Here is a 24,155-nt window from a genome sequence, read left to right as displayed (position 1 = left end):
GCCAACGCCTGGTTGTACTCAGTTCGCCTTTATCGGCACCGTCACGGTTTTGCCGAAGGCCGATTTGATGGTCGCCGTCGGGCCAGGCGACGGGCCACTGCCGGCGGTGGTCACCGCTATGTTCCAGCGCGCGCCTGTCGGTGTCTGCGTCAGCACGGCGGCGCCAAGGTTCACCGTACCGGTTGTGGTCGTGGCCGTCGCCGTGATGGTATTGCCCGTGCCACGGGAGGTGGTGCCGGACAGGACCCAATACCAGCGGCTGTTGCTGCGGGCGGTGACGGTGGCGCTGGTGACGATCAGGTTCTCGTTGATCGCTGCCGAGACCGCCACGGACACCGTTGCCGGTGCCGACTCCGCGTTCCTGGCATCGCTGGCCCTATAGGCAAAGGTCGCGGTGAACGGCGCAGGGACCGTGGCCGGTGGTGTGTAGGTCACACGCAGGCCATCGGTGCTGACCACGCCCTTGCCGGAGTCCGGTTGCTCCAGACCTACCACTTTAAGTGGCACGTTACCGTCAGGGTCGCTGTCGTTGGCCAGCACGTTGATGATCACCGGTTGGCCGGTGTTACTGATGGCGCTGTCGGGGTTGGCAATCGGTTTTTGGTTATCGCCGTCCTCTTCACGTCTATCGCCAGTGCGGAAAGTCGGCAGCGCCGCGGAATTGACGTAGGTGACGCCGTCCCAGCCGGGCAGGGGGGTTGGCATCAACTGGAACTGGCCGGGGTGCTCGACATCCCAGCGCAGCAGCATGGAGGTGTCCTCGTGCTGAGTGTTGTGGCAATGCTCCAGGTAGGTCCCGGCGAATTCGCGGAAGCGGATCGCAATGTCCACGTCCTGCGAGCTGTCGATGCCTTCGCCGATGAGATAGACGTCTTTGCGTGCCCATTTTTCCCATTCCGGCGGCGCCTTGCCGTCACGGTTGAGGACGATACCTTCTTCGAAGTGCACGTGCACCGGGTGGCTCCAGCCGTTGCCGCCGTTCCTGATTTTCCACACTTCCAGGGTGCCGTCGCCGGAGAAGCCGGCAGGGGTCGGGCCGGTGGCCAGTTGCGGAGCGGCGCTGATGATTCGAGGATCCATCTGGAAGCCGAAACCGCCGTCGGTCTTGATGGTCCAGGGTTCTTCGTCGGTACCGTCGGAGCGGCCGAAGGTGAACTCGCGATGCCGCGCCGCCTTGAGCGTGGCTTGCACCGTCGGGTCGTCACGGTTGAGGGTCAGCGGGATCATGCTTTTACCCACCGGTTTGCCCGGCTTGGCGGGTTCGAAGTCGGCGGGGTTCATGCTCACGTCCTGACCGGCGTAAGGCTGGACCACCATCTGCATGAACTTGCCCACCACCGGATCGCCGGCGTCCCACTCCAGCCCTTTGCTGCCCAGCTTGAGTACCGCCTTGTACCTGCCGGACAAGACATCGGCCAGGCTCAGCGGTAAAGCCTCCGGCCCCTTGCCATCGTGGTGCTCCATCAGGTTGACGAAGTACAGCTTGTCACCGGTGCTGATCCCGTGTTTCGAGAAGTTGACAATGATGTCGAAACGCTCGGCGATGCCCATGCTGGGCAGGATGGCGTTGTGGTCCTGCAGGTCGCCGTCAGCGTCCAGGTCCATGCTGCCATCGAACGGCACCGCGTGTTCCATGAGGTTGCCGTCGTTGGCGATCAAGTGGAACGGCACGCGGGTGTAAGACAGGCCGGAGCCTGTCGGGCCGGGGAATTCGCCACCGGTGCCGACGATTTCACGCACCAGCGCGATCCTGAAGAAGCGCGACACCGAGCCGTTGAGGATGCGGAAACGATAGCTGCGCGCCCGCACGTTCAGGCGCGGCTGGTACTGCCAGTTGACCAGGATCTGATCGCCAAGAAAACCATCGGTGTTGAACGGGTTGAACCACAGCTGGCCATTGGTATCCCAGGCCTTGTCGGCCACGGTCAGGTTCACATCGTAGTCGCGGTTGCCCCAGGGCAATGCCGAACCGCTGGGCAGGCGCAGGTTGACGCCGTCTACAAACGCTTCGTTACCGCGATCCAGGGCGCTGTAGTAGTTCATCATCGTCGCGTTGCCCTTGTAGACATTCTGCGCGGTGAAATCGAGCATGTGGTCATGGAACCAGTGGGTGCTCATGGTTTCGCGCCAGTCGCCACGGATCTTGATGCTGCCGTTGTCGCAGGTCTTGAAGCCCGGCGTGGCATCGTTGACGAACAGGGTTTCACCCGGCGCGCAAGGGAACGCCGCGCGCGGATCCTGAGCGCTGGTGTTGATGCTGTCGTAACCGGCCAACTGGATCGGCCAGCGATAGTCGTAGTACTGCCCCGGAAAGAAAAACGCATTGGCAAAGCCGTCGCTTTCGGCCGGGGAGTGGCCGTTGTGTTCGTGGGTGCTGAGGGTGTGCAGGCCGAAACCCATGTTGGCCGACGGGTCGATCGGCAGTGCGTTGTAGTGGCGCATCAGCACCGGTTGGCCGTACCGCACCATCAGCAGTTTTGGCGGAAAGGTGCCGTCGAAGGTCCAGAGCGCCTTGTGGTTCTGAATCGGCATGTTGGGGTGAAAGCGGGTGTCGATGCCTTTGGTGGTGCCCGTTATGATCGGGTTGTCCGAGGTCTGGTTGTAGAGCCCGCCCGGCCCGAACTCACCGACGGCGTAGTTGTGCAACTGGCGGCGGTCGCGCATGCCGCCGTTGAGCTTGGCGCCGGCTTGAGCGGTCTTGAAGGCGACCTGAGGGTAAAACTCGTTCCAGCGCTGGTGCGACCAGCCTTTTCCTGGCGGACGACCTTCGGCCGGCGAGCCCACCGGATGGCGGTTGAGGAAGGCTTCGATCTGCGCTTTCCACGGGTTGCGGTCCAGCACGTTGGAAAACTGCGACGGAAACGGGTACAGCCCCGGCTGGCGCATGAAGGCTTCCAGCGCCGCGGCCGAAGGGCCGCTGCGGGCGATATTGTTCGGGTCCTGCGTGGGCGCCGGGCCGACGATCGGAACCGGGAAGGTCAGGGGCGGTGCCGGCAGTGTCGGGTCGAGTTTTTCCGTGCCGAATTCTTCGAACAGCAGCAGTTGCTGAGTGTACGGCTGGGCCCCGAACAACGGGCTGGGCTTGCCGTTGGTGGGGATTTTGAAGGAAGTTTGCAAGTTTGGCGGCAGCACGTTGTCGACCGTTGGCGTGGTGCGGGTGCCGAACACGCCGTTGGGCAGGGCGTAGGCGCCCGTGTTGGCGGGTGGCATGGCCTCTATGGCATCCAGCGCAGCCTTGGGGTCGGCCGGCGGATTGGTAAACGCCGAGGGGTCCGTCGGTGGTGGTGGGCCGAAATCATCCAGCGGCGCGGCTTCTGCCGTGGCCAAGGTAAGGAACATCGCACAATGCAGGCTTGATTTGCGCAGCAAGCCGAAGGAGTCGCAAGATGGAGTAGTGCGTTTCATTTTTCACCCCACGCGTGATGCCCCGTCGTCTCCAAATCCGGGGCGACAGCTGTTACGGGTACCAGGGGGTGTGCAACTAATGAGCCATTACTGTAGGGCGAAGAAAAAATTCAATCTAATTAACAATCTGTTTCTAAAGTGTTTTAAGCCAGAGAAGGGGGAGTGGGGAATATTCCTCAAGTTTGGTGGTAAACCCCTGTTTGGGTGGGTGTAGTGCCCCATTTATGGCGATAGTCGCGGAGAAGGACCGCACCTGCTTCAACCACAGCAAAACTGAACAAGAGCTTGGCCTGAGTTTCCGGGCGCTAGAGCTGACAATCACCGACACGGTGGCGTGGTACCGCGATCACGATTGGTTCGAGAGTCAAACCTTAAGTTCCCGGAACCGCACTTCTTCCACATTGACCGCACACCTGAACAAGGACGTAAACATACTGTGAGTAGGGAAATAATCCTGATGCGTCACGGCCAGCCAAAGCTGGTCGCAACCGACAAAATGTCAGCGCTCGATATGAAAGACTGGATCGAGCAATACAACCAGTCCGAAATAACCGATCAACCCGTCCCGGATGCCAGCATGCAGCTCGCCGCAACCGCCACGGTGATTGTCTCAAGCAGCGCGCCTCGTGCGCTGACCTCCGTCCAGGCTCTTGGCCTGAAACCCGCCCTTGTCGACGCGCTTTTCTGTGAAGCGCAACTGCCTTACGGTCACTGGAAACTGCCACGGCTATCGCCGTTTACATGGGCATTTATCCTTCGAGTCTTATGGTTGTGCGGTTACTCACGCAGAGTCGAATCCGCCGGCACTGCGAGGATGCGCGCCAGCACGGCAGCTCGACGACTTCAGTCCCTTGCCAGCGAAGGACCGGTTCTGCTGCTCGGTCATGGCTTTATGAATCGAATGATCGCCAAACAACTGGTGGCAGATGGATGGATTCGCCAAAAACGTAACGGCAGCCAGTATTGGAGTGCGACGGTGTATCAATATGGCGGTGCTTAAAAGGTGCCTGGACAGATACCTGTTGCTGCGGGTGGCGACAGGCAGAATCCGGCCACAAGCGGTCATTCCTGACCGCTAGCAAGCGGCCCTACGATTGCGCTGCATGGGTTGCTGGCCTGACGCCTGTGCACGATGCCCTGCAACCAGGCATCACTCCCTGTTCAGCACATCGATGATAGGGCAAGCGGCCCCGCCGTCGCCTGCATCGCACTCCTGCACCAGTCCGCCCAGCACCTGCCGAATTGCGGCAAGGTCGGCCATCTTTTGCTCGATCAGGGCCAGTTTGCGCACGGCCAGTGCTCGAGTCTCGCGACAAGTGCAGGCCGCATCAAGTGTCAGCAGTGCGCCCACCTCATCCAGCGTGAATCCCAGCGCCTGCGCCCTCTTGATGAAGCGCAACCGTTTGACCTGCTCCGGTAGATAGTACCGATAACCACTGAGCGGCTTTGGCGGCACATCCAGCAAGCCGCGTCGCTGGTAATAGCGAATAGTCTCGATGTTCACCTCGGCAGCTTCCGCCAACTTGCCGATACTCAGCCCTGTCGCCATCACACGCCCCTTGATTCTGTACCCGGGTACGGAGTGTAGAGTGACTCTAGGTTAGATCGATTCAATGAAGAAAACGATGGCTCAACAGATCGGCGGACCCTGAGGCGTTGACCAAGGCGACGACGAATGCGGGTTATCCCTCCACCATGCACAAATGAGGCAACCATGAGCGCCGTCATCCTCGAATCCGTGTTGACCTGCCCGCATTGCGGTTTCGCCAGGCAGGAGGCCATGCCCACGGATGCCTGCCAGTTCTTCTACGAGTGTGGCAGTTGCAAAACCCTGCTACGCCCTAACCCCGGTGACTGCTGTGTGTTCTGTTCGTTTGGCACGGTGAAGTGCCCGCCGTTTCAGGAGCAGCGCGGATGCTGTGGTACGGCCTAACCTATGTTTATTCCGTTGATCAGACGCCCCTGACGCGCCTCCAACGGTGGTTATGGGAGGTTAGTGACATGTGGAATCACGCTCTGGTGCTCGTGATGGTCTACCTCACTATCACCCTCACCATCGGCTGGTTGTATACCATGGCTCTCCTGTATTGGCTTTGACCCAATTGGTGACGATCGGTCGGTCCGCATTTGGTGCCGTTTTCGGCAGCTAGCTTTGTCCCGATTACAGTCGTTGGGGAGTGCCTGCAATGGGTCGGTTGCTACTCTTGGTGACAGGCAGAAATCGGCCAAAAAGCGGACGCTCGCAATAGGCGGCTGTCGGCCAATAGCCGTAAGTAAAAAAATATTGTCTTCATGGCTATTTTCAGCACTTATAGGAAATATTCTTTTCCTTACTGCTGGCATTTTTGGACAAGGATTAAGTACGGGACAACAATCGCGCGTGCGGCCATAAACCGTCACCGTTCAGATTTGACCAACGCGCCTCGTATTCTGACCGGCAGAAAACGCCCCAAAGGCCTAGGTTCTGTACGAAAAGTCGGTGCGGGTAGAATCGCCGCCATGATTGGTTGGAGGCCCGCATGGCAAAAGGGGTACGACGCGGAGCACCTGCGTCAGTACTGCGACCGCTACCGCATGCAGCCGGTGATCCCACAGCGCACCATGAAGCGCAAACCCAACCCTGGGCTGCCCCGGCTGTTTGACCGTCCGAAGTACCGACAGCGGAACATCATCGAGCGGATGTTTGCCTGGCTGAAAGAGAGCCGGCGAATCGGCACCCGCTACGACAAGTTGGCCAAAAGCTTTGCCGCGATGGTCACGCTGGCCTGCACGCTTCGATGCCTACGGCATTACTTTTCGTACAAAACCTAGTAAAAACTGCGCAAAATCAGAACATTCTAGGTATCTGGATGCCAACTCACCAATACCTTGTCATAGTTGAAAATAGTCGGCATGGAGCAGTCAGTTATCATGCTCCATGCCGAGATGGGTTTATGTCAGCAGATTACGGTGCAGTTCGATAAACTGCGCAGGGGTCAGCAGGGGCTGGCCGATGATAGCGGTACCGATGCTGTCTAAACCTTCCAAGCGCCTTTCACGTTGGTCAATCTTTACTGCACTGAAATGCGAAAAATAGGAGCGATCGTGGTCCAGACCCAGCAGGGAGACGAAGTCCTCAACCGGGATCTGTTCAAAGCGCACCTCCTTGCCTAGAACAGTGCTCAGGAGGCCGGCTAGTTCCTGGTGGCTGTATTCTTCTGGCCCATGCAGTTCATAAGTCTGATGGCCATGCCCTTCAGGATTGGTCAGGATACCTGTAACGATGCGTCCGATATCACTTGCAGCCAAGGGAGCAAATCGGCTGTCAGGGTCGAATGGCGTGACATACCGGCCAAACCGAATCAGGGGCGCAATGTAGAGCATCCACTCGGCAAAGAAGGTAATACGCAGATGAGTGGTGGGGATCCCAGTCCAACTAAACACTTGCTCGGACATCCAGTGATTTAGGGTGGCCGGACTGCGCGCATCGGGACGTGATTGCTTTTGGGACAAATTTACAATGTGCTTTACCCCTTGTTCTCTTGCCGCTTGGGAAAATATCACTGCCGCTTCAACTAATCCCGCGGTTAGTGGATAGCAGAAGTATGCCCCATCAACGCCTTCCATTGCCGTGCGAACGTGCTTGAGGTTTAGCAGATCTCCTACAAAGACATTAGCACCCTGATCTTGAAGTTTTTGGGCGCGCGCATCTTCGCTGCGAACAAACGCATTTACTCGATGACCTTTCTCCAACAGGAATTTGACAGTCGGAGAACCTGTTGCGCCGGTAGCGCCTGTAACCAGAAAAGTTTTCATCAGTAAGCACCTCTAGTTGTAGGCAAGGGAACTTCATTAGAGACTCGAAGTTCCCCGCACATTGGGATCGTCACATGCTGGGTTGAGGGCACCACTTCTATCGACAGAATATTCAGTGATGCCACGGTTCCGGCGCAACAAATCAGACGGTTAACTGAGTTAAAAGCCGGAGTTAGACCAAGTTGATTTCAACATCGATATTGCCGCGAGTCGCCTTCGAATAGGGACAGGTAGAGTGCGCAGTATCGACCAGCGAGCGAGCAACTTCGGGATCTACACCGGGGATGCTGACATTGAGGCGTGCTTGTAGGAAATATGCGTTGCCGTTGATGCCGAGATCCACTTCGGCATCAACGGTCACATCCGTGGGGCGCGTTACTTTCAGCGTGACAGCGGCTTTTCCAATGGCCTCGATGAAGCACGATGACCAACCAGCAGCTAGCAACTGCTCGGGGTTGGTGCCAGCGCCGGAGGATCCTGGAGTCGACAACTTTATGTTCAGACGACCATCGTCGCTGTGCGACTCGCCAGCACGCCCTCCGGTGGTGTGAGTTTTTCCGGTGTAAAGTACGTTTTCGATTTGGTTGATCATGGGGATACCTTATCAATTGGATGTGTGCCATTTATTTGCGAGTGTAATCGGGCAATGGCGTAAACCCGATATAGCTAAATAGTTAACTTGCAGATGCAGGCGTGCCCCTACATTTGAATCAGTGGAAACTCTGAGTCAAATCTTCCACACGAATTCAAAGCTCTAAAGCACTTAGGATTTGTTTGCGAATACACCTAAACTAGTTTTGACAAGTAGAGATATGTTCACGTCTTCTATCAGCTTGGTTTCAACGCCAGGTCGTTGCCGTCGCTGAGATCGGCTTCAAGTACTTCAACCGTCCGCTGAGTCTCTCGGGTGATGCGGTTAGCCAGGGCATTAAGACGTTCGCGATTACGGGCCACGAGGATCAAGTCGTAGCCGCGACGCGCCAGACAGTCTGCGTAGGTCGCACCGATACCGAATGAGGCTCCGGTGATGAGTGCGCTGCTGGGATGTGCGTGAGCCATGTTGGATCTCCGAGGGAGAGTGAACCTGAAGCTGATATTGCACCGATTTGACGGCGGCCTAAATGACGTTTATGGTCGTCTTTTAGGACATCGGAGGAAAAGCGTATGCACCGCATCGGCTATCTGCTGACGGATGGGTTCCAGATGCTTACATTGGGGACGCAGACGGTGTTCGAATACGCTAATTTCGTTGTGAAGAGCCCTTTCTACACGATAGGGATTTTCTCGCCGGCTGGTGGCCTGGTGCGCTCGTCGCTGGGGCTCGCAGTTGATACGCGCCCAATGGAGGCGCCCAGACTGGCTGACACGTGGATCATCGTCGGGGTCCCCGATCCACTGACCGCGGAGCCTGTGGAGACCGTGTTGGACTTCGTGCGACAGGCCGGTAGTCAGGCACGGCGCACCGCTGGCGTCTGCACCGGTGGCTTCATATTGGCCGAGGCCGGTCTGCTCGATGGGCGCCGCGCCACGACCCACTGGTTTTTCGCCCAAGAAATGCAAAAGCGCTATCCGAACATCGATGTCGACGATGACCGCATCTACATTATCGACGGACCAATCTGGACCTCTGCCGGCATGACCGCAGGACTCGACCTCGCCCTAGGTATGGTAGAAAAGGACCTTGGGGCAGACGTAGCGCGTTCGGTTGCGCACAATTTAGTGATGCACCAGCGCCGTTCGGGTGGGCAATCGCAACATTCAGAGATGCTTGACTTGGCCCCTAAGTCGGATCGCATCCAGAACGTGCTGAACTATGTGCGTCAAAACCTGACGCGGCCGCTCAGCGTAGAGGAGTTGGCAGAGACCGCACACTTGAGCCCGCGCCAATTCACCCGAGTGTTCACCGCGGAAACAGGGCAATCGCCAGCGAAGGCCATCGAAGGTCTGCGGCTGGAGGCTGCGCGGTTAATGATCGAACAAAGCCGCCACTCTCTAGAAATGATCGCGAGGGAAACCGGGTTTCGCGATCGTCGACACATGCGCGAAGCTTTTATGCGAGGTTATGGTGTGCCCCCCCAGGCGGTGCGCCAGGATGCTCGAGGTGTCGCGCTTTAGCTACGGTAACTGGGTCAATGCCGACCCGTACGCGAGATTCGATGAAAAGCCCCTCCCTCAGTAACCCTGATTGCTCTGAGTTTCGCCGGCCTGGGAGGGGGCATATTGATTGCGATAAGAGTCATTTGGCGCCCGTAGCCCTAGGTTTTGTACGAAAAGTAATGCCGTAGGCATCGAAGCGTGCAGGCCAGCGTGACCATCGCGGCAAAGCTTTTGGCCAACTTGTCGTAGCGGGTGCCGATTCACCGGCTCTCTTTCAGCCAGGCAAACATCCGCTCGATGATGTTCCGCTGTCGGTACTTCGGACGGTCAAACAGCCGGGGCAGCCCAGGGTTGGGTTTGCGCTTCATGGTGCGCTGTGGGATCACCGGCTGCATGCGGTAGCGGTCGCAGTACTGACGCAGGTGCTCCGCGTCGTACCCCTTTTGCCATGCGGGCCTCCAGCCAATCATGACGGCGATTCTACCCGCACCGACTTTTCGTACAGAACCTAGGATACTGAGAGACGGTTTTATTCACCTTATTTCCCCAGCCTCCTGCACACTTGGCTTTTCGTCGCCGAGACATGTCTGCAGATAAATTATGATTTTTTGCATAATTGCGAATTAAGCCAATAACCTAGGCTTTTCTGCCAGCCACTACCAGAAAATGGCAATAAAAATCTAAAGCATCTAGCCGTTAAACTATTCTGGCATCTGCCTTTTTGCTCTTGCTCCGCGTATTTCAACTTTTGCTCTGGCTACAGCAGCTTGTTTGGTCGATTTCTGTCTGTCGCAACCGTCAGATTTGGGTCGATTTCAGCCGGTTGTCGCAGGCAGAAATCGGCCAATAGCAGTCGTCCAAACTGATCGTAATACTGCGCAAGCCTTTCTGCTCCCGGTCGCAGATCACTTTTATAGCGCATGACGCTTGTGCCAGCCCAAAATCGGGCATTGGTCATTATTGTTTTCAAAAACCGACATGTGAGTGTCGGTTACAAATAAGTCGTCGTTTATAGGCATCTCTCGCGCATGTGCTACGAATGTGCACACGCTTGATAAGCACGCGCTCAAAATCAAGCGTTTTCCTTATGGCTCCCGCCCTGAAAACCCTCAGCGTAGAGACATTGGGTGATGTCGTTTTTGGATCCGTTCAAACATAGGTAATTGGGTATGACCTTTGCAGGTTGAATAGGACCAACCCCACCAACTTTTGGATGGGAGTATAAAAAGAGCCTTTGCCTGAGGCCAATCACCCGCTTTGTGTGAGGAGATACCGCGATGACGACGTTCAACTCCGGGGCTCAACCCCAGAACCGTGCGCCTCAATCCATCGGCTTTCTGTTGCTGGACAATTTCACGCTGATTTCTCTGGCGTCCGCTGTAGAACCGCTGCGCATGGCCAACCAGTTGTCCGGTCGCGAGCTGTATCGCTGGACCACCCTCACCGTCGATGGCGGCCAGGTCTGGGCCAGTGACGGCCTGCAAATCACCCCTGACGCTTCCATGCACAAAGCCCCGCCGATGGACATGATCATCGTTTGCGGTGGCATCGGCATTCAGCGCACCGTTACCCGTGAACACGTATCCTGGCTGCAAAGCCAGGCCCGCAAGGCCTGCCGACTCGGTGCGGTGTGCACCGGCAGCTGGGCCCTGGCTTGCGCCGGACTGCTCGATGGTTTTGATTGCAGTGTGCACTGGGAGTGCCTGGCGGCGATGCAGGAAGCTTTCCCGCGGATAGTAATGAGTACCCGTTTGTTCACCCTCGACCGTAACCGCTTCACCAGCTCCGGCGGTACTGCGCCGCTGGACATGATGCTGCACCTGATCAGCCGTGATCACGGGCGTGAACTGTCGGCGGCCATTTCGGAAATGTTTGTCTATGAGCGCATCCGCAACGAACAGGATCACCAGCGCGTGCCGCTCAAGCACATGCTCGGTACCAATCAACCGAAGTTGCAGGAAATCGTCGCGTTGATGGAAGCCAACCTCGAAGAACCGATCGACCTGGACGAACTGGCGGTGTATGTCGACGTGTCCCGTCGCCAGCTGGAGCGGCTGTTCCAGAAGTACCTGCACTGCTCGCCGTCGCGTTACTACCTGAAACTGCGCCTGGTCCGTGCGCGCCAGTTGCTCAAGCAAACGCCGATGTCGATCATCGAAGTGGCGTCGATCTGTGGCTTTGTGTCCACGCCGCACTTCTCCAAGTGCTACCGCGAGTACTTCGGCATTCCGCCGCGTGACGAGCGCGTCGGCTCCAATACCACGCAGCAGGTGGCGATGATGCCGCTGCCGCAAGCATTGGTGCTGTCGCCGTTGTCCGGGCCGTTGTCAGCGTTGAGCCAGGCACGTAACGAGTCAACCTTTGCCAGCGTTCGTCTATAAATCTTCACCCCTATCCTGCGAAAGCATAACGTTCGCAGGATAGGGGAGGGCGCGTCATTTAAGTGTTGCGCAGAGGGTTACTCGACGGCTTTGACCATGTCTTCGATGACCTTTTTAGCGTCGCCGAACACCATCATGGTCTTGTCCAGGTAGAACAGTTCGTTGTCCAGGCCGGCGTAGCCGCTGGCCATCGAGCGCTTGTTGACGATGATGGTCTTGGCCTTGAACGCTTCGAGGATCGGCATGCCGGCAATCGGCGATTTCGGATCGTTCTTCGCGGCCGGGTTGACCACGTCGTTGGCGCCCAACACCAGTACCACGTCGGCCTGGCCGAACTCGGAGTTGATGTCGTCCATCTCGAACACCTGGTCGTAAGGCACTTCGGCCTCGGCCAGCAACACGTTCATGTGGCCGGGCATACGACCGGCAACCGGGTGGATCGCATACTTCACGGTCACGCCGCGATGGGTCAGCTTCTCGGTCAGCTCTTTCAGTGCGTGCTGCGCACGTGCCACCGCCAGACCGTAGCCCGGCACGATGATCACGGTGTCGGCGTTGGTCAGCAGGAAGGTCGCGTCGTCGGCCGAACCGGACTTCACCGGACGGGCTTCTTTCGAACCCGCCGGGCCGGCCGCGTCCGCCGTATTGCCGAAGCCCCCGAGCAGTACATTAAAGAAGGAGCGGTTCATCGCCTTGCACATGATGTACGAGAGGATTGCACCGGACGAACCTACCAGCGAGCCGGCGATGATCAGCATCGAGTTGTTCAGCGAGAAGCCGATGCCCGCCGCTGCCCAGCCGGAGTAGCTGTTGAGCATCGACACGACCACGGGCATGTCCGCGCCGCCGATCGGGATGATGATCAGCACGCCGAGCACGAAGGCCAACGCCAGCATCACGCCGAAAGCGGTGTAGTCGCCGGTGAGCATGAACGTCACGCCCAGGCCCAGTGTGGCCAGGCCCAGCAGCAGGTTCAGCTTGTGCTGGCCACTGAACTGTACCGGTGCACCCTGGAACAGGCGGAACTTGTACTTGCCAGACAGCTTGCCGAAGGCGATCACCGAACCGGAGAAGGTGATTGCACCGATGGCGGCACCGAGGAACAGTTCCAGGCGGTTACCGGCCGGGATCGCGTCACCGAGTTGCTTGACGATGCCCAGCGACTGCGGTTCGACCACGGCAGCCACGGCGATGAACACCGCGGCCAGGCCGATCATGCTGTGCATGAAGGCGACCAGCTCCGGCATCTTGGTCATTTCAACGCGTTTGGCCATGATCGAACCGGCGGTGCCGCCGATCAGCAGGCCGACGATCACGTAGACGATACCGTCCTGGGCCAGTTCGGCACCGAGCTTGTAGATCAGGCCGACCGTGGTGAGGATCGCCAGGCCCATGCCGAGCATGCCGAACAGGTTGCCACGGCGCGACGTGGTGGGGTGCGAGAGGCCCTTGAGCGCCTGGATGAAGCAGACCGAGGCGATCAAATACAGGGACGTAACCAGGTTCATGCTCATGCTTGCTGCACCTCGGCCTTGACTGCTTCAGCTTTGGCGGCCGGAGCTTTTGCCGGCGCTTTCTTCTTGAACATTTCCAGCATGCGGCGGGTGACCAAAAAGCCACCGAATACGTTGACCGCGGCCAGGGCCACGGCCAGGGTGCCCATGGTCTTGCCCAGTGGCGTCACGGTGAGGGCGGCGGCCAGCATGGCACCGACGATCACGATCGCCGAGATCGCGTTGGTCACCGCCATCAACGGGGTGTGCAGCGCAGGCGTGACGTTCCAGACCACGTGGTAACCGACATAGATCGCCAGCACGAAGATGATCAGGTTGTAGATACCGTCAGAGATCAGCATGTCTTCCATTGTTTTTATCCTCAGCCGTTCTTGCGCACGATCTGGCCGTCGCGGCACATCAGGCACGCGGCGACGATATCGTCTTCAAGGTTGATCACCAGTTGTCCTTCTTTATCGAACAACAGTTTCATGAAGTCCAGCAGGTTGCGGGCGTACAGCGCCGAAGCGTCAGCCGCCACGGCGCTGGCCAGGTTGGTCGGGCCCACGATGGTCACGCCGTTTTCGACGACCACCTGGTCGGCCACGGTCAGCGGGCAGTTGCCGCCCTGGGCGGCCGCGAGATCGATGACCACCGAACCCGGTTTCATCTGGGCCACGGTTTGCGCGCTGAGCAGCGTCGGTGCCTTGCGGCCCGGAATCAGCGCGGTGGTGATAACGATGTCCGCCTGCTTGGCGCGTTCGTGCACGGCCGCGGCCTGGCGCTGCATCCAGCTGGCCGGCATCGGGCGAGCGTAACCGCCGACACCGACGGCGCATTCGCGCTCTTCATCGGTCTCGTAAGGCACGTCGACGAACTTGGCGCCGAGGGATTCGATCTGTTCTTTTACCGCAGGACGCACGTCAGACGCTTCGATCACCGCCCCCAGGCGCTTGGCGGTAGCGATGGCCTGCAAACCGGCCACACCGGCACCCAGAATCAGCACGCGGGCCGCTTTCACGGTGCCCGCAGCGGTCATCAGCATTGGCATGAAACGCGGGTAGTAGTGAGCGGCCAGCAACACAGCCTTGTAGCCGGCGATGTTGGCTTGCGACGACAGTACGTCCAGGCTCTGGGCGCGGGAGGTGCGCGGCGCGGCTTCCAGGGCAAAGGCGGTAATGCCGCATTCGGCCATTTTGGCGATGGTTTCATTGCTGAACGGATTGAGCATGCCCACCACTACGGTGCCGCTCTTGATCAGGGCGAGCTCGCTGTCGCTGGGGGCGACGACTTTGAGAATCAGCTCGGCAGCAAACGCATCGTTGGCGCTGCCAATGCTTGCGCCTGCCGCTTCATAGGCACTGTCGACAACGCTGGCATTGATGCCGGCGCCGCTTTGTACAGTGACCTTATGGCCCTGGCCGATCAGCTTCTTGATGGTTTCCGGGGTTGCAGCAACCCGTGTTTCACCGGTCTGGGTTTCGAGAGGAACACCAATGTGCACGTCAAATCTCCTGCGTGATCTTATTGAGTAAACCCATGCACTACGGATGAATGGGGGCGGCAGGGACGTCCTGTCAGCACGACTCCGCCAAGTCGAAACGATCAATCATTCGAACACTGGCAAAAGTCGATTCGTTTCGTGCCTGGTCGAGCGCTGTCAGTGGTTTAGTTGATGACTGCTGCGTAGTCGCAAGCGTTGCCGGTTTGCGACTCATGTCAGAGCCGGAACGCTCGTCGCTAGGTGGAACACCAAAGTACTCGCGATAGCACTTGGAAAAGTGTGGTGTGGACACGAAACCGCATACGTACGCCAGCTCAATGATCGACAATGATGTTTGCTTAAGCAGTTGTCGCGCTCGAATAAGACGTAACCTTAAGTAGTAGCGTGACGGCGTACAGTGAAGGTATTTCTGAAATAGCCGTTCCAGCTGTCGACGTGACAGATCAACGTATTCTGCAAGGTTATCCAGGTCGATCGGTTCCTCGAGATTGGCCTCCATCAACGCGACGATCTCCTGCAGCTTAGGCTGATGAGTTCCCAGCACATGCCTGAGCGGAACCCGCTGATGGTCCTGTTCGTTGCGTATGCGCTCGTAAACAAACATCTCAGAGATGGCTGCGGATAGTTCACGACCATGATCGCGACCAATCAGGTGCAGCATCATGTCCAGCGGCGCTGTTCCCCCGGAGCTTGTGAATCGGTTTCGGTCCAGGGTGAAGAGACTCGCGCTGATGCTGACTCGCGGGAAAGCTTCCTGCATGGCGGCCAAGAATTCCCAATGCACGCTGCACTCGTAGCCGTCGAGCAGCCCGGCTTTGGCGAGCGCCCAGCTGCCGGTGCACACACCTCCCAACCGTCTGGATTGACGCGCCAAGGCTTGCAGCCAGGTAATGTGCTCGCGGGTAATCACGTTCTGGATTCCAACACCACCGCACACGATTACAGTGTCCGCCACTGATGGATTGTTCCACGAAGCATCCGGAGTGATCGGCACGCCGTCACTGGCCCAGACAGGCTCTCCATCGGGGCTGAACGTATGCCAGCGATATAGCTCTCGTCCCGACAACTGATTGGCCATGCGCAGTGGCTCTACTGCGGACGCCAGGGAAATAAGTGTGAATTTATCCAGCAGCAGAAAACCAACGGATTGAGTCGTACCGTCGGACACGGTGGAGTTCGATGACATCGTGGTCATGTCCTCACAGAGAGCGATTACGGCCTGAGACGCAGGAGCTGGTAATACTCCCCAGCCTTGGCGCAGGGAGCAGGTTTGGCGCAAATACCTCCTTGGTTTATCCCACTGACGTCACCCTCGCAGCGTGCGCAGGGTGACGCGACGTCACAAGGCCGATAAAGGAAATCGCCAGCGCCAGGCCAATGGTTGTGCTGACTTCGGTACGGTGCTCAGGGGTGATCATCATGACTGCCAGCGCTGCGCATATGAACGCAATCACCAGCCACGTCAGCCATGGAAACAGCCACATGCGAAAGGTCAGCTCAACGTTCTGCCGACGCAACATCCGGCGCATGCGCAGTTGCGACACCGCAATGGCCAGGTACACCAGCAAGGCAATCGCGCCGGAGCTGGCCAGCAGGAAGTTAAACAGCCCGGCGGGCATGAAGTAGCTCCACACGGTGATCGCCGCGCCCAGCACGGTGCTGGCGATGACTGCTGCACGCGGCACGCCCTCGGAGGAAGTCGCCTTCAGCGACTTCGGCGCATCGCCACGACGGCCCAGCGAGTACAGCATGCGCGAAGCAATGTAGATCGAGGAGTTCATGCAACTGGCCACGGCGATCAGCACCACCACGTCCACCATGAACTTGGCGTGGGGAATGTTCATGATCTCCAGTGCCCGCTGGTAGGAGCCTACCTGGGCGAGCAGCGGATCGTTCCAGGGCACCACGGAGATGACCACGAAAATCGACAACAGGTAGAACACGCCGATGCGCCAAATCACCGAACGCGTGGCCTTGGCAATGTTCTGCGAGGGATTGTCGGATTCGGCGGCGGCGATGGTGACCGCTTCAGTACCAATGAAGCTGAACATGATGGTGATGAAAGCGCCGACTACCGCCGACAGGCCGTTGGGGGCAAATCCGCCATGCTCGGCCATCAGTCCGCTCAAGCCGCTGACTTCCCGATCGGGAACCCAGCCCATCAGCACGGCAAAACCCACGCCGATGAAACCGATGATCGCCACCACCTTGGCCATGGCGAACCAGAATTCGAATTCGCCGTACTTGGAGACACTGAACAGATTGGTGATCACCAACGCAATGATCGACACCAGGGCGAACAGCCAGGCATCGATCTGGGGAAACCACTGGTTCAACACATGGCCGGCGGCCAGTGCTTCGATAGGGATCACTAGTACCCAGAACCACCAGTACAGCCAACCGATGGTGAAGCCTGCCCAACGACCTATTGCCTGGTCGGCATAGGTGGAGAACGAGCCTGTGTCCGGGTTGGCCACCGCCATTTCACCGAGCATACGCATGACCAGAACGACAAGCAGGCCTGAGAATAGGTAGGCCAGCAGGACGGCCGGGCCAGCAGCTGCAATGGCATGTCCTGAGCCAACGAATAAACCGGCGCCGATAATTCCGGCGATTGACAGCATTGTTACGTGACGAGGCTTGAAGCCCTGTGCCAATTGGCCATTCGAATCCTTGGAGCTCGGGCTAATCATCGGGTTTTTTTTCTCTGCTGATCGACATTTAAGCGAAGTGATGGGGGCAACGGATCATCATCGTTTCCTGCTGCCGCTTCCTGAAAGTGGCACCCTTCAAACGCTGCCGTACTTATCAAACCCATCGTCGCGATGTGGTTATTTCCATGAAAAGAGGCGCCACCTTACCCGGCTTGTCCGATAATTCAGTTACCTGTTCACGCCACCTCCTTGCCTGATATCGACACGTGCCTATTTAACGTTCACAGCGAAAACCAATCGGTCACGAATTGGCCAGGTGGAATCGTTTTGTTTTTTTGAGGATTCTGCTAAAGCAGCAACGAATGGGGATTGTCTGGAAGGTTTAAGCGGCCGAGAAGGTTTCGGGCCGAGGGCCGCGAGATCTCTGCGGGAAGAGCGGATTGGATGATTACTGCCTGTCGCGACCGGCTGAATCCATAGCCGTTTACTGTCGGTCAAGAAGGTCAGTTGGCGACCTTTTTCCTGTAGCGGCGCTTTCAGCTTGGTCGAGGGGTTACCAAATGGTTTTGTAACGGCTCTGAAAAGCAGCACCGATTCCCAAACCCCAGAAACGACAAAGCCCTGAATAATCAGGGCTTTGTCGTATAAAGATGGCGGAGGCGATGGGATTCGAACTCATGGACCTGTTACAGTCGACGGTTTTCAAGACCGTTGCCTTAAACCACTCGGCCACACCTCCGTTTGCGTTGCGGGCGCCATAATACCTGAATGAAACACACTGTCAAACTCTCTGCATAGCTTGTTACAGAGCGTCTGTTATGATCTTTGCGACTGAACGTTTCAAACCAACAGGAGTGTCGCCATGCGCGAACAGGATTACGCAGTTAATAACAGCGTGCAGGCTGAGCAGCTAGAGGTTAGCCGCGTCCTGCGCAACACATACGGCTTGCTCGCCCTGACCCTGGCTTTCAGCGGTGTGACAGCCTACGTTGCCCAGCAGATGCATGTTGGCTACCCGAACATTTTCGTGGTGCTGATCGGCTTCTATGGTCTTTTCTTCCTCACCAACAAACTCCGTGATTCGGCCTGGGGCCTGGTGTCGGCATTTGCCCTGACCGGTTTCATGGGTTTCCTGCTTGGCCCGATCCTCAACCGTTACCTGGGTATGCAGGGCGGCGCTGAAGTGGTCAGCTCGGCTTTCGCGATGACGGCGCTGGTGTTCGGCGGACTGTCGGCGTATGTGCTGATTACCCGCAAGGACATGAGCTTCCTCGGTGGTTTCATCACGGCAGGCTTCTTTGTGCTGCTGGGTGCGACGCTGGCGAGCCTGTTCTTCCAGATCAGCGGCCTGCAACTGGCGATCAGCGCAGGTTTCGTGCTGTTCTCCTCGGTCTGCATTCTGTTCCAGACCAGCGCCATCATTCATGGCGGCGAGCGTAACTACATCATGGCTACCATCAGCCTGTATGTATCGATCTACAACCTGTTCGTCAGCCTGTTGCAGCTGTTCGGCATCATGAGCCGCGATGACTGATCCTCGGCCTTGAACTAAAAAACCCGCTCAGGCGGGTTTTTTATTGCCACAAATCCAGGCCTACTCTGTAATGACGATGCTGCCGTCGGCTTGCTGGCGGTAGATTGTGTAGGGCAGCAGCAGTGTGTCCATCGCCCCGGACACGACCACGTCGAGCAGCACGATAGCGGGGGCGGGACCATGTACCTGCGCATCCCGGCCGTCTTCGAGGGGCGCGTTCAGGTAGCAGAAGTCGTAGGTCACGCCGCTGTAGATTCGCGGTACCGCGCCGCAGTAACTCTTTTGTTCCTTGAGACTTTTCGAGGCCACTTCGTCACTGCGCACAACCGTCTGAATCGTGCCGCAACCCGCCAACATCGTAGCCACCAGTAACATTGCCTGAGTTTTCATGCCGTCAATCCTTCGCCGGAAACCATCAATCTACTTCAGTCTGAAATAAATATCACTCACGCCATGGGCGGCAACCGGCGCTTGACCGGGGTTTTCTTGACGATCGCCGTATTGGTTTCAGCGTGGGTGTTGAGTCGGTCGAGCAGGGTGTCCAGTTGTTCCATCGAGCGCACATGCAGGCGCGCGATGAAACAGTCGTCGCCGGTGACCTTGTCGCACTCGGTGAATTCGGGAATGGCCATGATTTGTCGCTCCACTTCCTGCAATTGCCCCGGCAACGGGCGAATACGCACGATGGCTTGGAGTTGATAGCCGAAGCATTTCGGGTCGATTTCAACGGTGTAGCCCTTGAGCACGCCTCGCTCTTCCAGGCGGCGCAGACGCTCGGCAACACTGGGGGAAGACAGGCCGCTGATTTGCGCCAGGGCCTTGAGCGAGCGTCGCGAGTCCTCCATCAGCGCCGTGATCAGCAGCTGGTCGATGTCATCGGTCATGGCGAAACCCTCTGTTAGGCATTTTTTAAAAAAGGCCTTGATAAAAAAGGCAGATCACGAGTTTAGCCTGCTTTTTGCTCTGGAGTAGCCCCTGGGTGCATTGGCATACTTTGGCCACAAACACAGGAGTCTGATGATGGACAAAACCCTACGCCGCGGTTCGTTCGAAATGACGGCCGCCATGCTGATCTCCGGCACCATCGGCTGGTTCGTGCTGGTGTCCGGGCAACCGGTGCTGGATGTGGTGTTCTGGCGCTGCCTGTTCGGTGCTGGCACCTTGCTGCTCATTTGCGCGGCTTTCGGCTTTCTGCGCCCCGGCATTCTGACCCGCACCACGTTCCTGCTCGCAGTGCTCAGCGGTGTGGCGATCGTCGGCAACTGGGTGCTGTTGTTCGCGTCCTATTCCCGGGCGTCAATTGCCATCGGCACCGCCGTCTATAACGTCCAGCCTTTCATGCTGGTCGGGCTGGCGGCGTTGTTCCTCAACGAAAAGATCACCGCGCAGAAACTGACCTGGCTGGGTGTTTCGTTTCTCGGGATGCTGGCGATTGTCAGTGCCCATGGCAGCCAGGGCGAAAGCGGCAGCGATTACCTGACGGGCATTGCCTTGGCGTTGGGCGCGGCGTTTCTCTACGCAATTGCCGCGTTGATCATCAAGCGCCTGACTGGAACCCCACCGCATTTGATCGCGCTGATCCAGGTCAGCACAGGCGTGCTGTTGCTCGCGCCCTTCGCGAATCTTTCCGTATTGCCCCAGGCGCCAAGCGCGTGGGCCAGCCTGGTGACGCTGGGTATGGTGCACACCGGCGTGATGTATGTGTTGTTGTACGGCGCGATTCAAAAACTGCCGACGGCGTTGACGGGCGCGCTGTCCTTCATCTACCCGATCGCGGCGATTTTCGTCGACTGGTTTGCCTTCGGTCATCGCCTGGAGCCACTGCAATGGATTGGAGTCGCGGCGATTCTGTTGGCCGCTGCCGGCATGCAACAAGGCTGGTCGCTGAAGTTTCGGCGCACGGTGACGCCTTGAGTGCCAACCAGGGGCGTCAGATGTTCCAGCGCGGCGCGCTCTTGGCCAAGCGCTGGCGCATCTCCCCGACGTTGGCGGCCAGTTGTTGGGTCAGCAAACGATACCCGTCCAGCGTGTTGTAGACCGGCGCATCAAGGCTGACAAGCGGTACATCCACGGGGCGATTGAGCCGCTGGGCGGCGCCTGATTTCAACGCCCGGGCCATGCCGATCAATTGCACGCGAATTTGTCGATGCTCGGCTTTCAATGCCGTTTGCATCAGCGACATCGCCTCGAGGTCATTGGCATCCGGTCGGGTATTGCCGAGGATTTCCAGGGTGCTGACGCACATGCGCAAATTGCGCTGGAGGGCATCGAGTTCGGTCATGGAAATCTTCACTTCCTTGGACACCGAGGGCATCAGTGAGCGAAGTTGCACCATCGCCGCGTTCAGGCGAGTCATGAGCTTGAGGTGTTCGTCGGCGGTGATGGCCTGGCCGTCAATGATGCGCCCGTAGACTTTCGCGCAATCACGTAGCGCATCGGCCAGGTTGTAGCGCCAGGAATAAACCGCGTACAGCGGCAGGGCAAAGGAAAACGCCAGGGCCAGGGCAATGCCGATCAGGATATCCACCCCGCGCCACAAGCCATCGGTGACCGGGTTGTCGCCGTGCCCCGCGACGATGAACACGGTAATCGCCGACAGCAGCGCCGTGTAACCACCCTTGCCGATGGCGTGATACGAGAAAAACCCGCAGACCACCGACATCGCGAAATAGGTCAGCCAGGGCATCCCCAGCCAGGCCTGTTGTGCCACCAACACCAGGCCGACACCGGCGCCGATCAAGGTGCCAATGGCGCGCTCGGCGGCTTTCTTGCCGATGTTGCCGTGGTGCTGCAAGCCGCCTATCACCACCAGCATGGTCACCGACGCCCACTCACCGTGGGGTAGATTGATGCCGGTGGTCAGCAGGATCGTTGCCAGCAACCCGAGCGACACCCGCACCGCATGGATCACCCGGGCATGGCGGTAGCGCCGGTACGGGTCCAGTAACGGACGCAGCAATCGGCGCAACAGCGGTGGCAATCGTTGGGCTCTGGATGTACTCAGGCTGGCTCTCCTCAGAAGATGTAGTCGGTGGTCAGGAAGCTCGAACTGCGGCCGCTGATGATCTCGCTGATCAGGTCTTTGTTGGTCTCCTGGAACTTGGTCGCCACCAGGGTGCGGATCGAAAACACCCGCAGTGCGTCATGGACCGACAAGGTGCCTTCGGCCGAGTTCTTGCGACCATTGAAGGGATAGGTGTCCGGGCCGCGCTGGCACTGGGCATTGAGGTTGATGCGCCCGACCTGATTGGCGAAGGTGTCCACCAGCCGGCCAACCGCCACCGGGTTGGTGCCGAAGATGCTCAATTGCTGGCCAAAGTCCGACTCCAGCACGTAGTCGATCACGGTATCCAGATGACGGTAGGGCACGATGGGGATGACGGGGCCGAACTGTTCTTCCTGATAAACCCGCATCTGCGGCGTGACCGGGTACAGCACCGCCGGGTAGAAGAATGACGCACGAGCCTCGCCACCGTTGGGGTTGACTACCTTGGCGCCTTTGCTTTCGGCATCCGCCACCAGTGCATGCAGATAGTCGACCTTGCCCGATTCCGGCAGTGGCGTCAGGGCTACGCCACTTTCCCAGGGCATGCCGGGTTTGAGGTTGGCGAGCCTGGCATTGAATTTGTCGATGAAGGACTCGACCACGTCTTCGTGGACAAACAGGATCTTCAGAGCGGTGCAGCGCTGGCCATTGAATGACAGCGAACCGGTCACCGCTTCACTGACCGCGTTGTCCAGATCCACTTCGGGCAGGACGATGCCCGGGTTTTTCGCATCCAGGCCCAGCGCCGCGCGCAAGCGGTGGGGTCTCGGATGGAGTTTTTTCAGGTCACTGGCGGCCTTGTTGGTGCCGATGAAGGCAAAGATGTCGATCTTGCCGCTGGCCATCAACGCACTGACCGTCTCGCGGCCGCTGCCGTAGATGACGTTGATCACCCCGGTCGGAAAGCTGTCGCGGAAGGCCTCCAGCAGCGGGCGAATCAGCAGCACGCCGAGCTTGGCCGGCTTGAACACCACGGTGTTGCCCATGATCAGCGCCGGGATCAGCGTGGTGAAGGTTTCGTTCAACGGATAGTTGTAAGGCCCCATGCACAGGGCCACGCCCATCGGTACGCGACGGATCTGGCCGAGGGTGTCCTGTTCCAGTTCGAAACGGCTGGAGCGGCGGTCGAGTTCCTTCAGGGCGTTGATGGTGTCGACGATGTAGTCGCAGGTGCGGTCGAACTCCTTTTCCGAGTCCTTGAGGTTCTTGCCGATTTCCCACATCAGCAACTTGACCACGGCGTCGCGCTGCTCGCGCATGCGCCCGAGGAAGGTTTCGACGTGCTGGATGCGTTCGGCCACGCGCATGGTCGGCCACAGGCCCTGGCCACGGTCATAGGCGCGGACTGCAGCGTCGAGGGCGGTCAAGGCGGTGTCGGCATCCAGCAGCGGTGTGCTGCCGAGGATCACCTGTTCATCGCCATTCGGGCCTGCCAGGTACACCGGGCTGCGGACCAGGGCCAGCGGCCCGTTCCAGGTTCTGAGTTGGCCATCGACCAAGTACTCGCGCTGCTCGGTCTGGCCGTCAAGGCGGTACTTTTCCGGGATCTCGGCGGGGCTAGGGAACAGGTTCTGCAGATTATTGGCTGTGGTCATGTCGCTACCCCTCTGGATTGGCTGATGCACTGATGAATCGTTTTAGCAGACCTCAGCAACGCTTGTCATGACTCATCTCAGGGTTTTGCCGAACAGCATGATGTCCGGGGACTTATCGGTGCCTTGCGTCATGGCCTCAGAAGCGCCCCTTGTTGGCCCCCAATGCCCTCAACCTGCCCGCGCGGGGTGCCTTAATGTTGACTCTCCTTGATCACAACAAAAAAGTGCACCCGGCCGGCCGGGCAGCCATTGAGAGGACAGCCATGCGGGCAAGCCGATTAACTGAAAAGCCTAGCCTTTGTTTGGCCTTGGTGGGCTGTGTCTTTGCGGCGTTGCTTGCAGGGTGCGGCAAAGAGCCGAACAACCCGCCGACCCGCAGCGAAGCAGGTGCCGCGAGGCCCGCCGACGCGGAACTCGCGCAGGTCTACGACAACAGCTGCAAGCTTTGCCATGCCAATCCGGCGGCCGGGGCGCCGCTGACCGGCGATATCAAGGCCTGGCAACCACGGGTGTTACAGGGCGCCGACACGCTGCTCGATCACGCGATCAACGGTTACAACGGCATGCCGCCGATGGGGATGTGCATGCAGTGTTCGCAAGAACAGTTCCTGGCGCTGATTGCCTTTATGTCCGGCCAGCAAATCCAATAAC

The 24,155-nt window shown here is 58.5% G+C and carries 20 protein-coding genes, 1 tRNA gene and 4 pseudogenes; 9 read left to right on the top strand and 16 right to left on the bottom strand.

From position 1 onward, the window contains the following. Positions 1-18 precede the first annotated feature (18 nt). The gene (locus tag PspS34_RS16060; protein WP_223532363.1) at positions 19-3,339 is read right to left on the bottom strand and encodes a multicopper oxidase domain-containing protein; all 3,321 of its coding nucleotides are present in this window, start codon (positions 3,337-3,339) and stop codon (positions 19-21) included. A 296-nt stretch (positions 3,340-3,635) separates the two neighbouring features. Here PspS34_RS16060 and PspS34_RS28625 point away from each other — a divergent pair. Next, positions 3,636-3,845 (top strand): annotated as a pseudogene (locus tag PspS34_RS28625) (oxidoreductase); the annotation flags it as partial. 17 nt (positions 3,846-3,862) lie between these two features. Next, positions 3,863-4,405 carry a histidine phosphatase family protein gene (locus PspS34_RS16055; protein ID WP_159390145.1) on the top strand — a complete coding sequence of 181 codons (543 nt, stop codon included), beginning with the start codon at positions 3,863-3,865 and terminating at the stop codon, positions 4,403-4,405. 150 nt (positions 4,406-4,555) lie between these two features. Here the strand turns inward: PspS34_RS16055 and merR are convergent, their stop codons facing one another. After that, complete coding sequence (gene merR / locus PspS34_RS16050) at positions 4,556-4,954, bottom strand: Hg(II)-responsive transcriptional regulator (RefSeq protein ID WP_154861903.1); 399 nt, start codon at positions 4,952-4,954, stop codon at positions 4,556-4,558. Between the two features lie 165 nt (positions 4,955-5,119). Here merR and PspS34_RS16045 point away from each other — a divergent pair, with 165 nt between their 5' ends. Both PspS34_RS16045 and PspS34_RS16040 read left to right on the top strand, forming a co-directional pair. Then, on the top strand, positions 5,120-5,338 hold the full coding sequence (locus PspS34_RS16045) for a GDCCVxC domain-containing (seleno)protein (RefSeq protein WP_150813972.1): 219 nt from the start codon (positions 5,120-5,122) through the stop codon (positions 5,336-5,338). A gap of 593 nt (positions 5,339-5,931) precedes the next feature. Then, positions 5,932-6,216, top strand: a pseudogene (locus tag PspS34_RS16040) (transposase); the annotation flags it as partial. Positions 6,217-6,336: 120 nt separating this feature from the next. Here the strand turns inward: PspS34_RS16040 and PspS34_RS16035 are convergent. The 3 genes and pseudogenes from PspS34_RS16035 to PspS34_RS16025 form a co-directional block, all read right to left on the bottom strand. After that, positions 6,337-7,200 carry an NmrA family NAD(P)-binding protein gene (locus tag PspS34_RS16035; protein ID WP_174245522.1) on the bottom strand — a complete coding sequence of 288 codons (864 nt, stop codon included), beginning with the start codon at positions 7,198-7,200 and terminating at the stop codon, positions 6,337-6,339. A 172-nt stretch (positions 7,201-7,372) separates the two neighbouring features. Next, positions 7,373-7,792, bottom strand: a complete 420-nt coding sequence (locus tag PspS34_RS16030) for an organic hydroperoxide resistance protein (RefSeq protein WP_154908414.1) — start codon at positions 7,790-7,792, stop codon at positions 7,373-7,375. Between the two features lie 198 nt (positions 7,793-7,990). Then, positions 7,991-8,259 (bottom strand): annotated as a pseudogene (locus PspS34_RS16025) (SDR family NAD(P)-dependent oxidoreductase); the annotation flags it as partial. A 105-nt stretch (positions 8,260-8,364) separates the two neighbouring features. Between PspS34_RS16025 and PspS34_RS16020 the strand changes: the two are divergent. Beyond that, a complete protein-coding gene (locus tag PspS34_RS16020) occupies positions 8,365-9,315 on the top strand; it encodes a GlxA family transcriptional regulator (RefSeq protein WP_154908412.1) in 951 nt (316 codons plus the stop codon). 140 nt (positions 9,316-9,455) lie between these two features. Here PspS34_RS16020 and PspS34_RS16015 read toward each other — a convergent pair. Further along, positions 9,456-9,740: pseudogene (locus PspS34_RS16015) on the bottom strand (transposase); the annotation flags it as partial. An 834-nt stretch (positions 9,741-10,574) separates the two neighbouring features. On the opposite strand from PspS34_RS16015, the gene PspS34_RS16010 reads away from it, so the two are divergent. Continuing rightward, on the top strand, positions 10,575-11,678 hold the full coding sequence (locus PspS34_RS16010) for a GlxA family transcriptional regulator (protein WP_150815365.1): 1,104 nt from the start codon (positions 10,575-10,577) through the stop codon (positions 11,676-11,678). A 77-nt stretch (positions 11,679-11,755) separates the two neighbouring features. Here PspS34_RS16010 and PspS34_RS16005 read toward each other — a convergent pair whose 3' ends face one another. The 6 genes from PspS34_RS16005 to PspS34_RS15980 all read right to left on the bottom strand — a co-directional run bounded on the left by PspS34_RS16005 (position 11,756) and on the right by PspS34_RS15980 (position 18,068). Continuing rightward, positions 11,756-13,192 carry an NAD(P)(+) transhydrogenase (Re/Si-specific) subunit beta gene (locus PspS34_RS16005; protein ID WP_057712570.1) on the bottom strand — a complete coding sequence of 479 codons (1,437 nt, stop codon included), beginning with the start codon at positions 13,190-13,192 and terminating at the stop codon, positions 11,756-11,758. Further along, entirely contained in the window at positions 13,189-13,542 is a 354-nt protein-coding gene (locus PspS34_RS16000; RefSeq protein WP_057712569.1) for an NAD(P) transhydrogenase subunit alpha, read from the bottom strand. The genes PspS34_RS16005 and PspS34_RS16000 overlap by 4 nt, the downstream gene beginning before the upstream one ends. Positions 13,543-13,553: 11 nt before the next feature. Beyond that, on the bottom strand, positions 13,554-14,675 hold the full coding sequence (locus PspS34_RS15995; RefSeq protein WP_102685615.1) for a Re/Si-specific NAD(P)(+) transhydrogenase subunit alpha: 1,122 nt from the start codon (positions 14,673-14,675) through the stop codon (positions 13,554-13,556). 73 nt (positions 14,676-14,748) lie between these two features. Beyond that, positions 14,749-15,870 (bottom strand): GlxA family transcriptional regulator, encoded by a 1,122-nt coding sequence (locus tag PspS34_RS15990; RefSeq protein WP_150815111.1) that lies wholly within the window; start codon positions 15,868-15,870, stop codon positions 14,749-14,751. 97 nt (positions 15,871-15,967) lie between these two features. Beyond that, the gene (gene gabP, locus PspS34_RS15985) at positions 15,968-17,368 is read right to left on the bottom strand and encodes a GABA permease (protein ID WP_154859722.1); all 1,401 of its coding nucleotides are present in this window, start codon (positions 17,366-17,368) and stop codon (positions 15,968-15,970) included. Between the two features lie 612 nt (positions 17,369-17,980). Next, positions 17,981-18,068: transfer RNA gene (locus tag PspS34_RS15980), tRNA-Ser, on the bottom strand. A 123-nt stretch (positions 18,069-18,191) separates the two neighbouring features. Here PspS34_RS15980 and PspS34_RS15975 point away from each other — a divergent pair. Next, complete coding sequence (locus PspS34_RS15975; protein ID WP_057714309.1) at positions 18,192-18,863, top strand: Bax inhibitor-1/YccA family protein; 672 nt, start codon at positions 18,192-18,194, stop codon at positions 18,861-18,863. Positions 18,864-18,923: 60 nt separating this feature from the next. Here PspS34_RS15975 and PspS34_RS15970 read toward each other — a convergent pair whose 3' ends face one another. Together PspS34_RS15970 and PspS34_RS15965 are read right to left on the bottom strand one after the other, a co-directional pair. After that, positions 18,924-19,253 carry a YceK/YidQ family lipoprotein gene (locus tag PspS34_RS15970; protein WP_090455721.1) on the bottom strand — a complete coding sequence of 110 codons (330 nt, stop codon included), beginning with the start codon at positions 19,251-19,253 and terminating at the stop codon, positions 18,924-18,926. 56 nt (positions 19,254-19,309) lie between these two features. Beyond that, on the bottom strand, positions 19,310-19,747 hold the full coding sequence (locus tag PspS34_RS15965) for an Lrp/AsnC family transcriptional regulator (RefSeq protein ID WP_046038550.1): 438 nt from the start codon (positions 19,745-19,747) through the stop codon (positions 19,310-19,312). Between the two features lie 136 nt (positions 19,748-19,883). Between PspS34_RS15965 and PspS34_RS15960 the strand changes: the two genes are divergently transcribed. Then, positions 19,884-20,777: a DMT family transporter gene (locus PspS34_RS15960; RefSeq protein ID WP_154859759.1), complete on the top strand. Its 894-nt coding sequence runs from the start codon at positions 19,884-19,886 to the stop codon at positions 20,775-20,777. A 16-nt stretch (positions 20,778-20,793) separates the two neighbouring features. On the opposite strand, the gene PspS34_RS15955 is transcribed toward PspS34_RS15960, so the two are convergent. After that, positions 20,794-21,834, bottom strand: coding sequence for an FUSC family protein (locus PspS34_RS15955; RefSeq protein ID WP_154946792.1), 1,041 nt, complete (start codon positions 21,832-21,834; stop codon positions 20,794-20,796). 44 nt (positions 21,835-21,878) lie between these two features. Then, complete coding sequence (locus tag PspS34_RS15950; RefSeq protein WP_090455715.1) at positions 21,879-23,504, bottom strand: NADP-dependent glyceraldehyde-3-phosphate dehydrogenase; 1,626 nt, start codon at positions 23,502-23,504, stop codon at positions 21,879-21,881. Between the two features lie 263 nt (positions 23,505-23,767). Here PspS34_RS15950 and PspS34_RS15945 point away from each other — a divergent pair, with 263 nt between their 5' ends. Continuing rightward, positions 23,768-24,154 carry a c-type cytochrome gene (locus PspS34_RS15945; RefSeq protein WP_057714317.1) on the top strand — a complete coding sequence of 129 codons (387 nt, stop codon included), beginning with the start codon at positions 23,768-23,770 and terminating at the stop codon, positions 24,152-24,154. Position 24,155: the final 1 nt, after the last annotated feature.

It is taken from the genome of Pseudomonas sp. S34 (assembly GCF_009866745.1).
GTDB classification, from domain to species: Bacteria; Pseudomonadota; Gammaproteobacteria; order Pseudomonadales; family Pseudomonadaceae; genus Aquipseudomonas; species Aquipseudomonas jessenii.
This window is presented reverse-complemented; position numbering and strand designations above follow the sequence as displayed.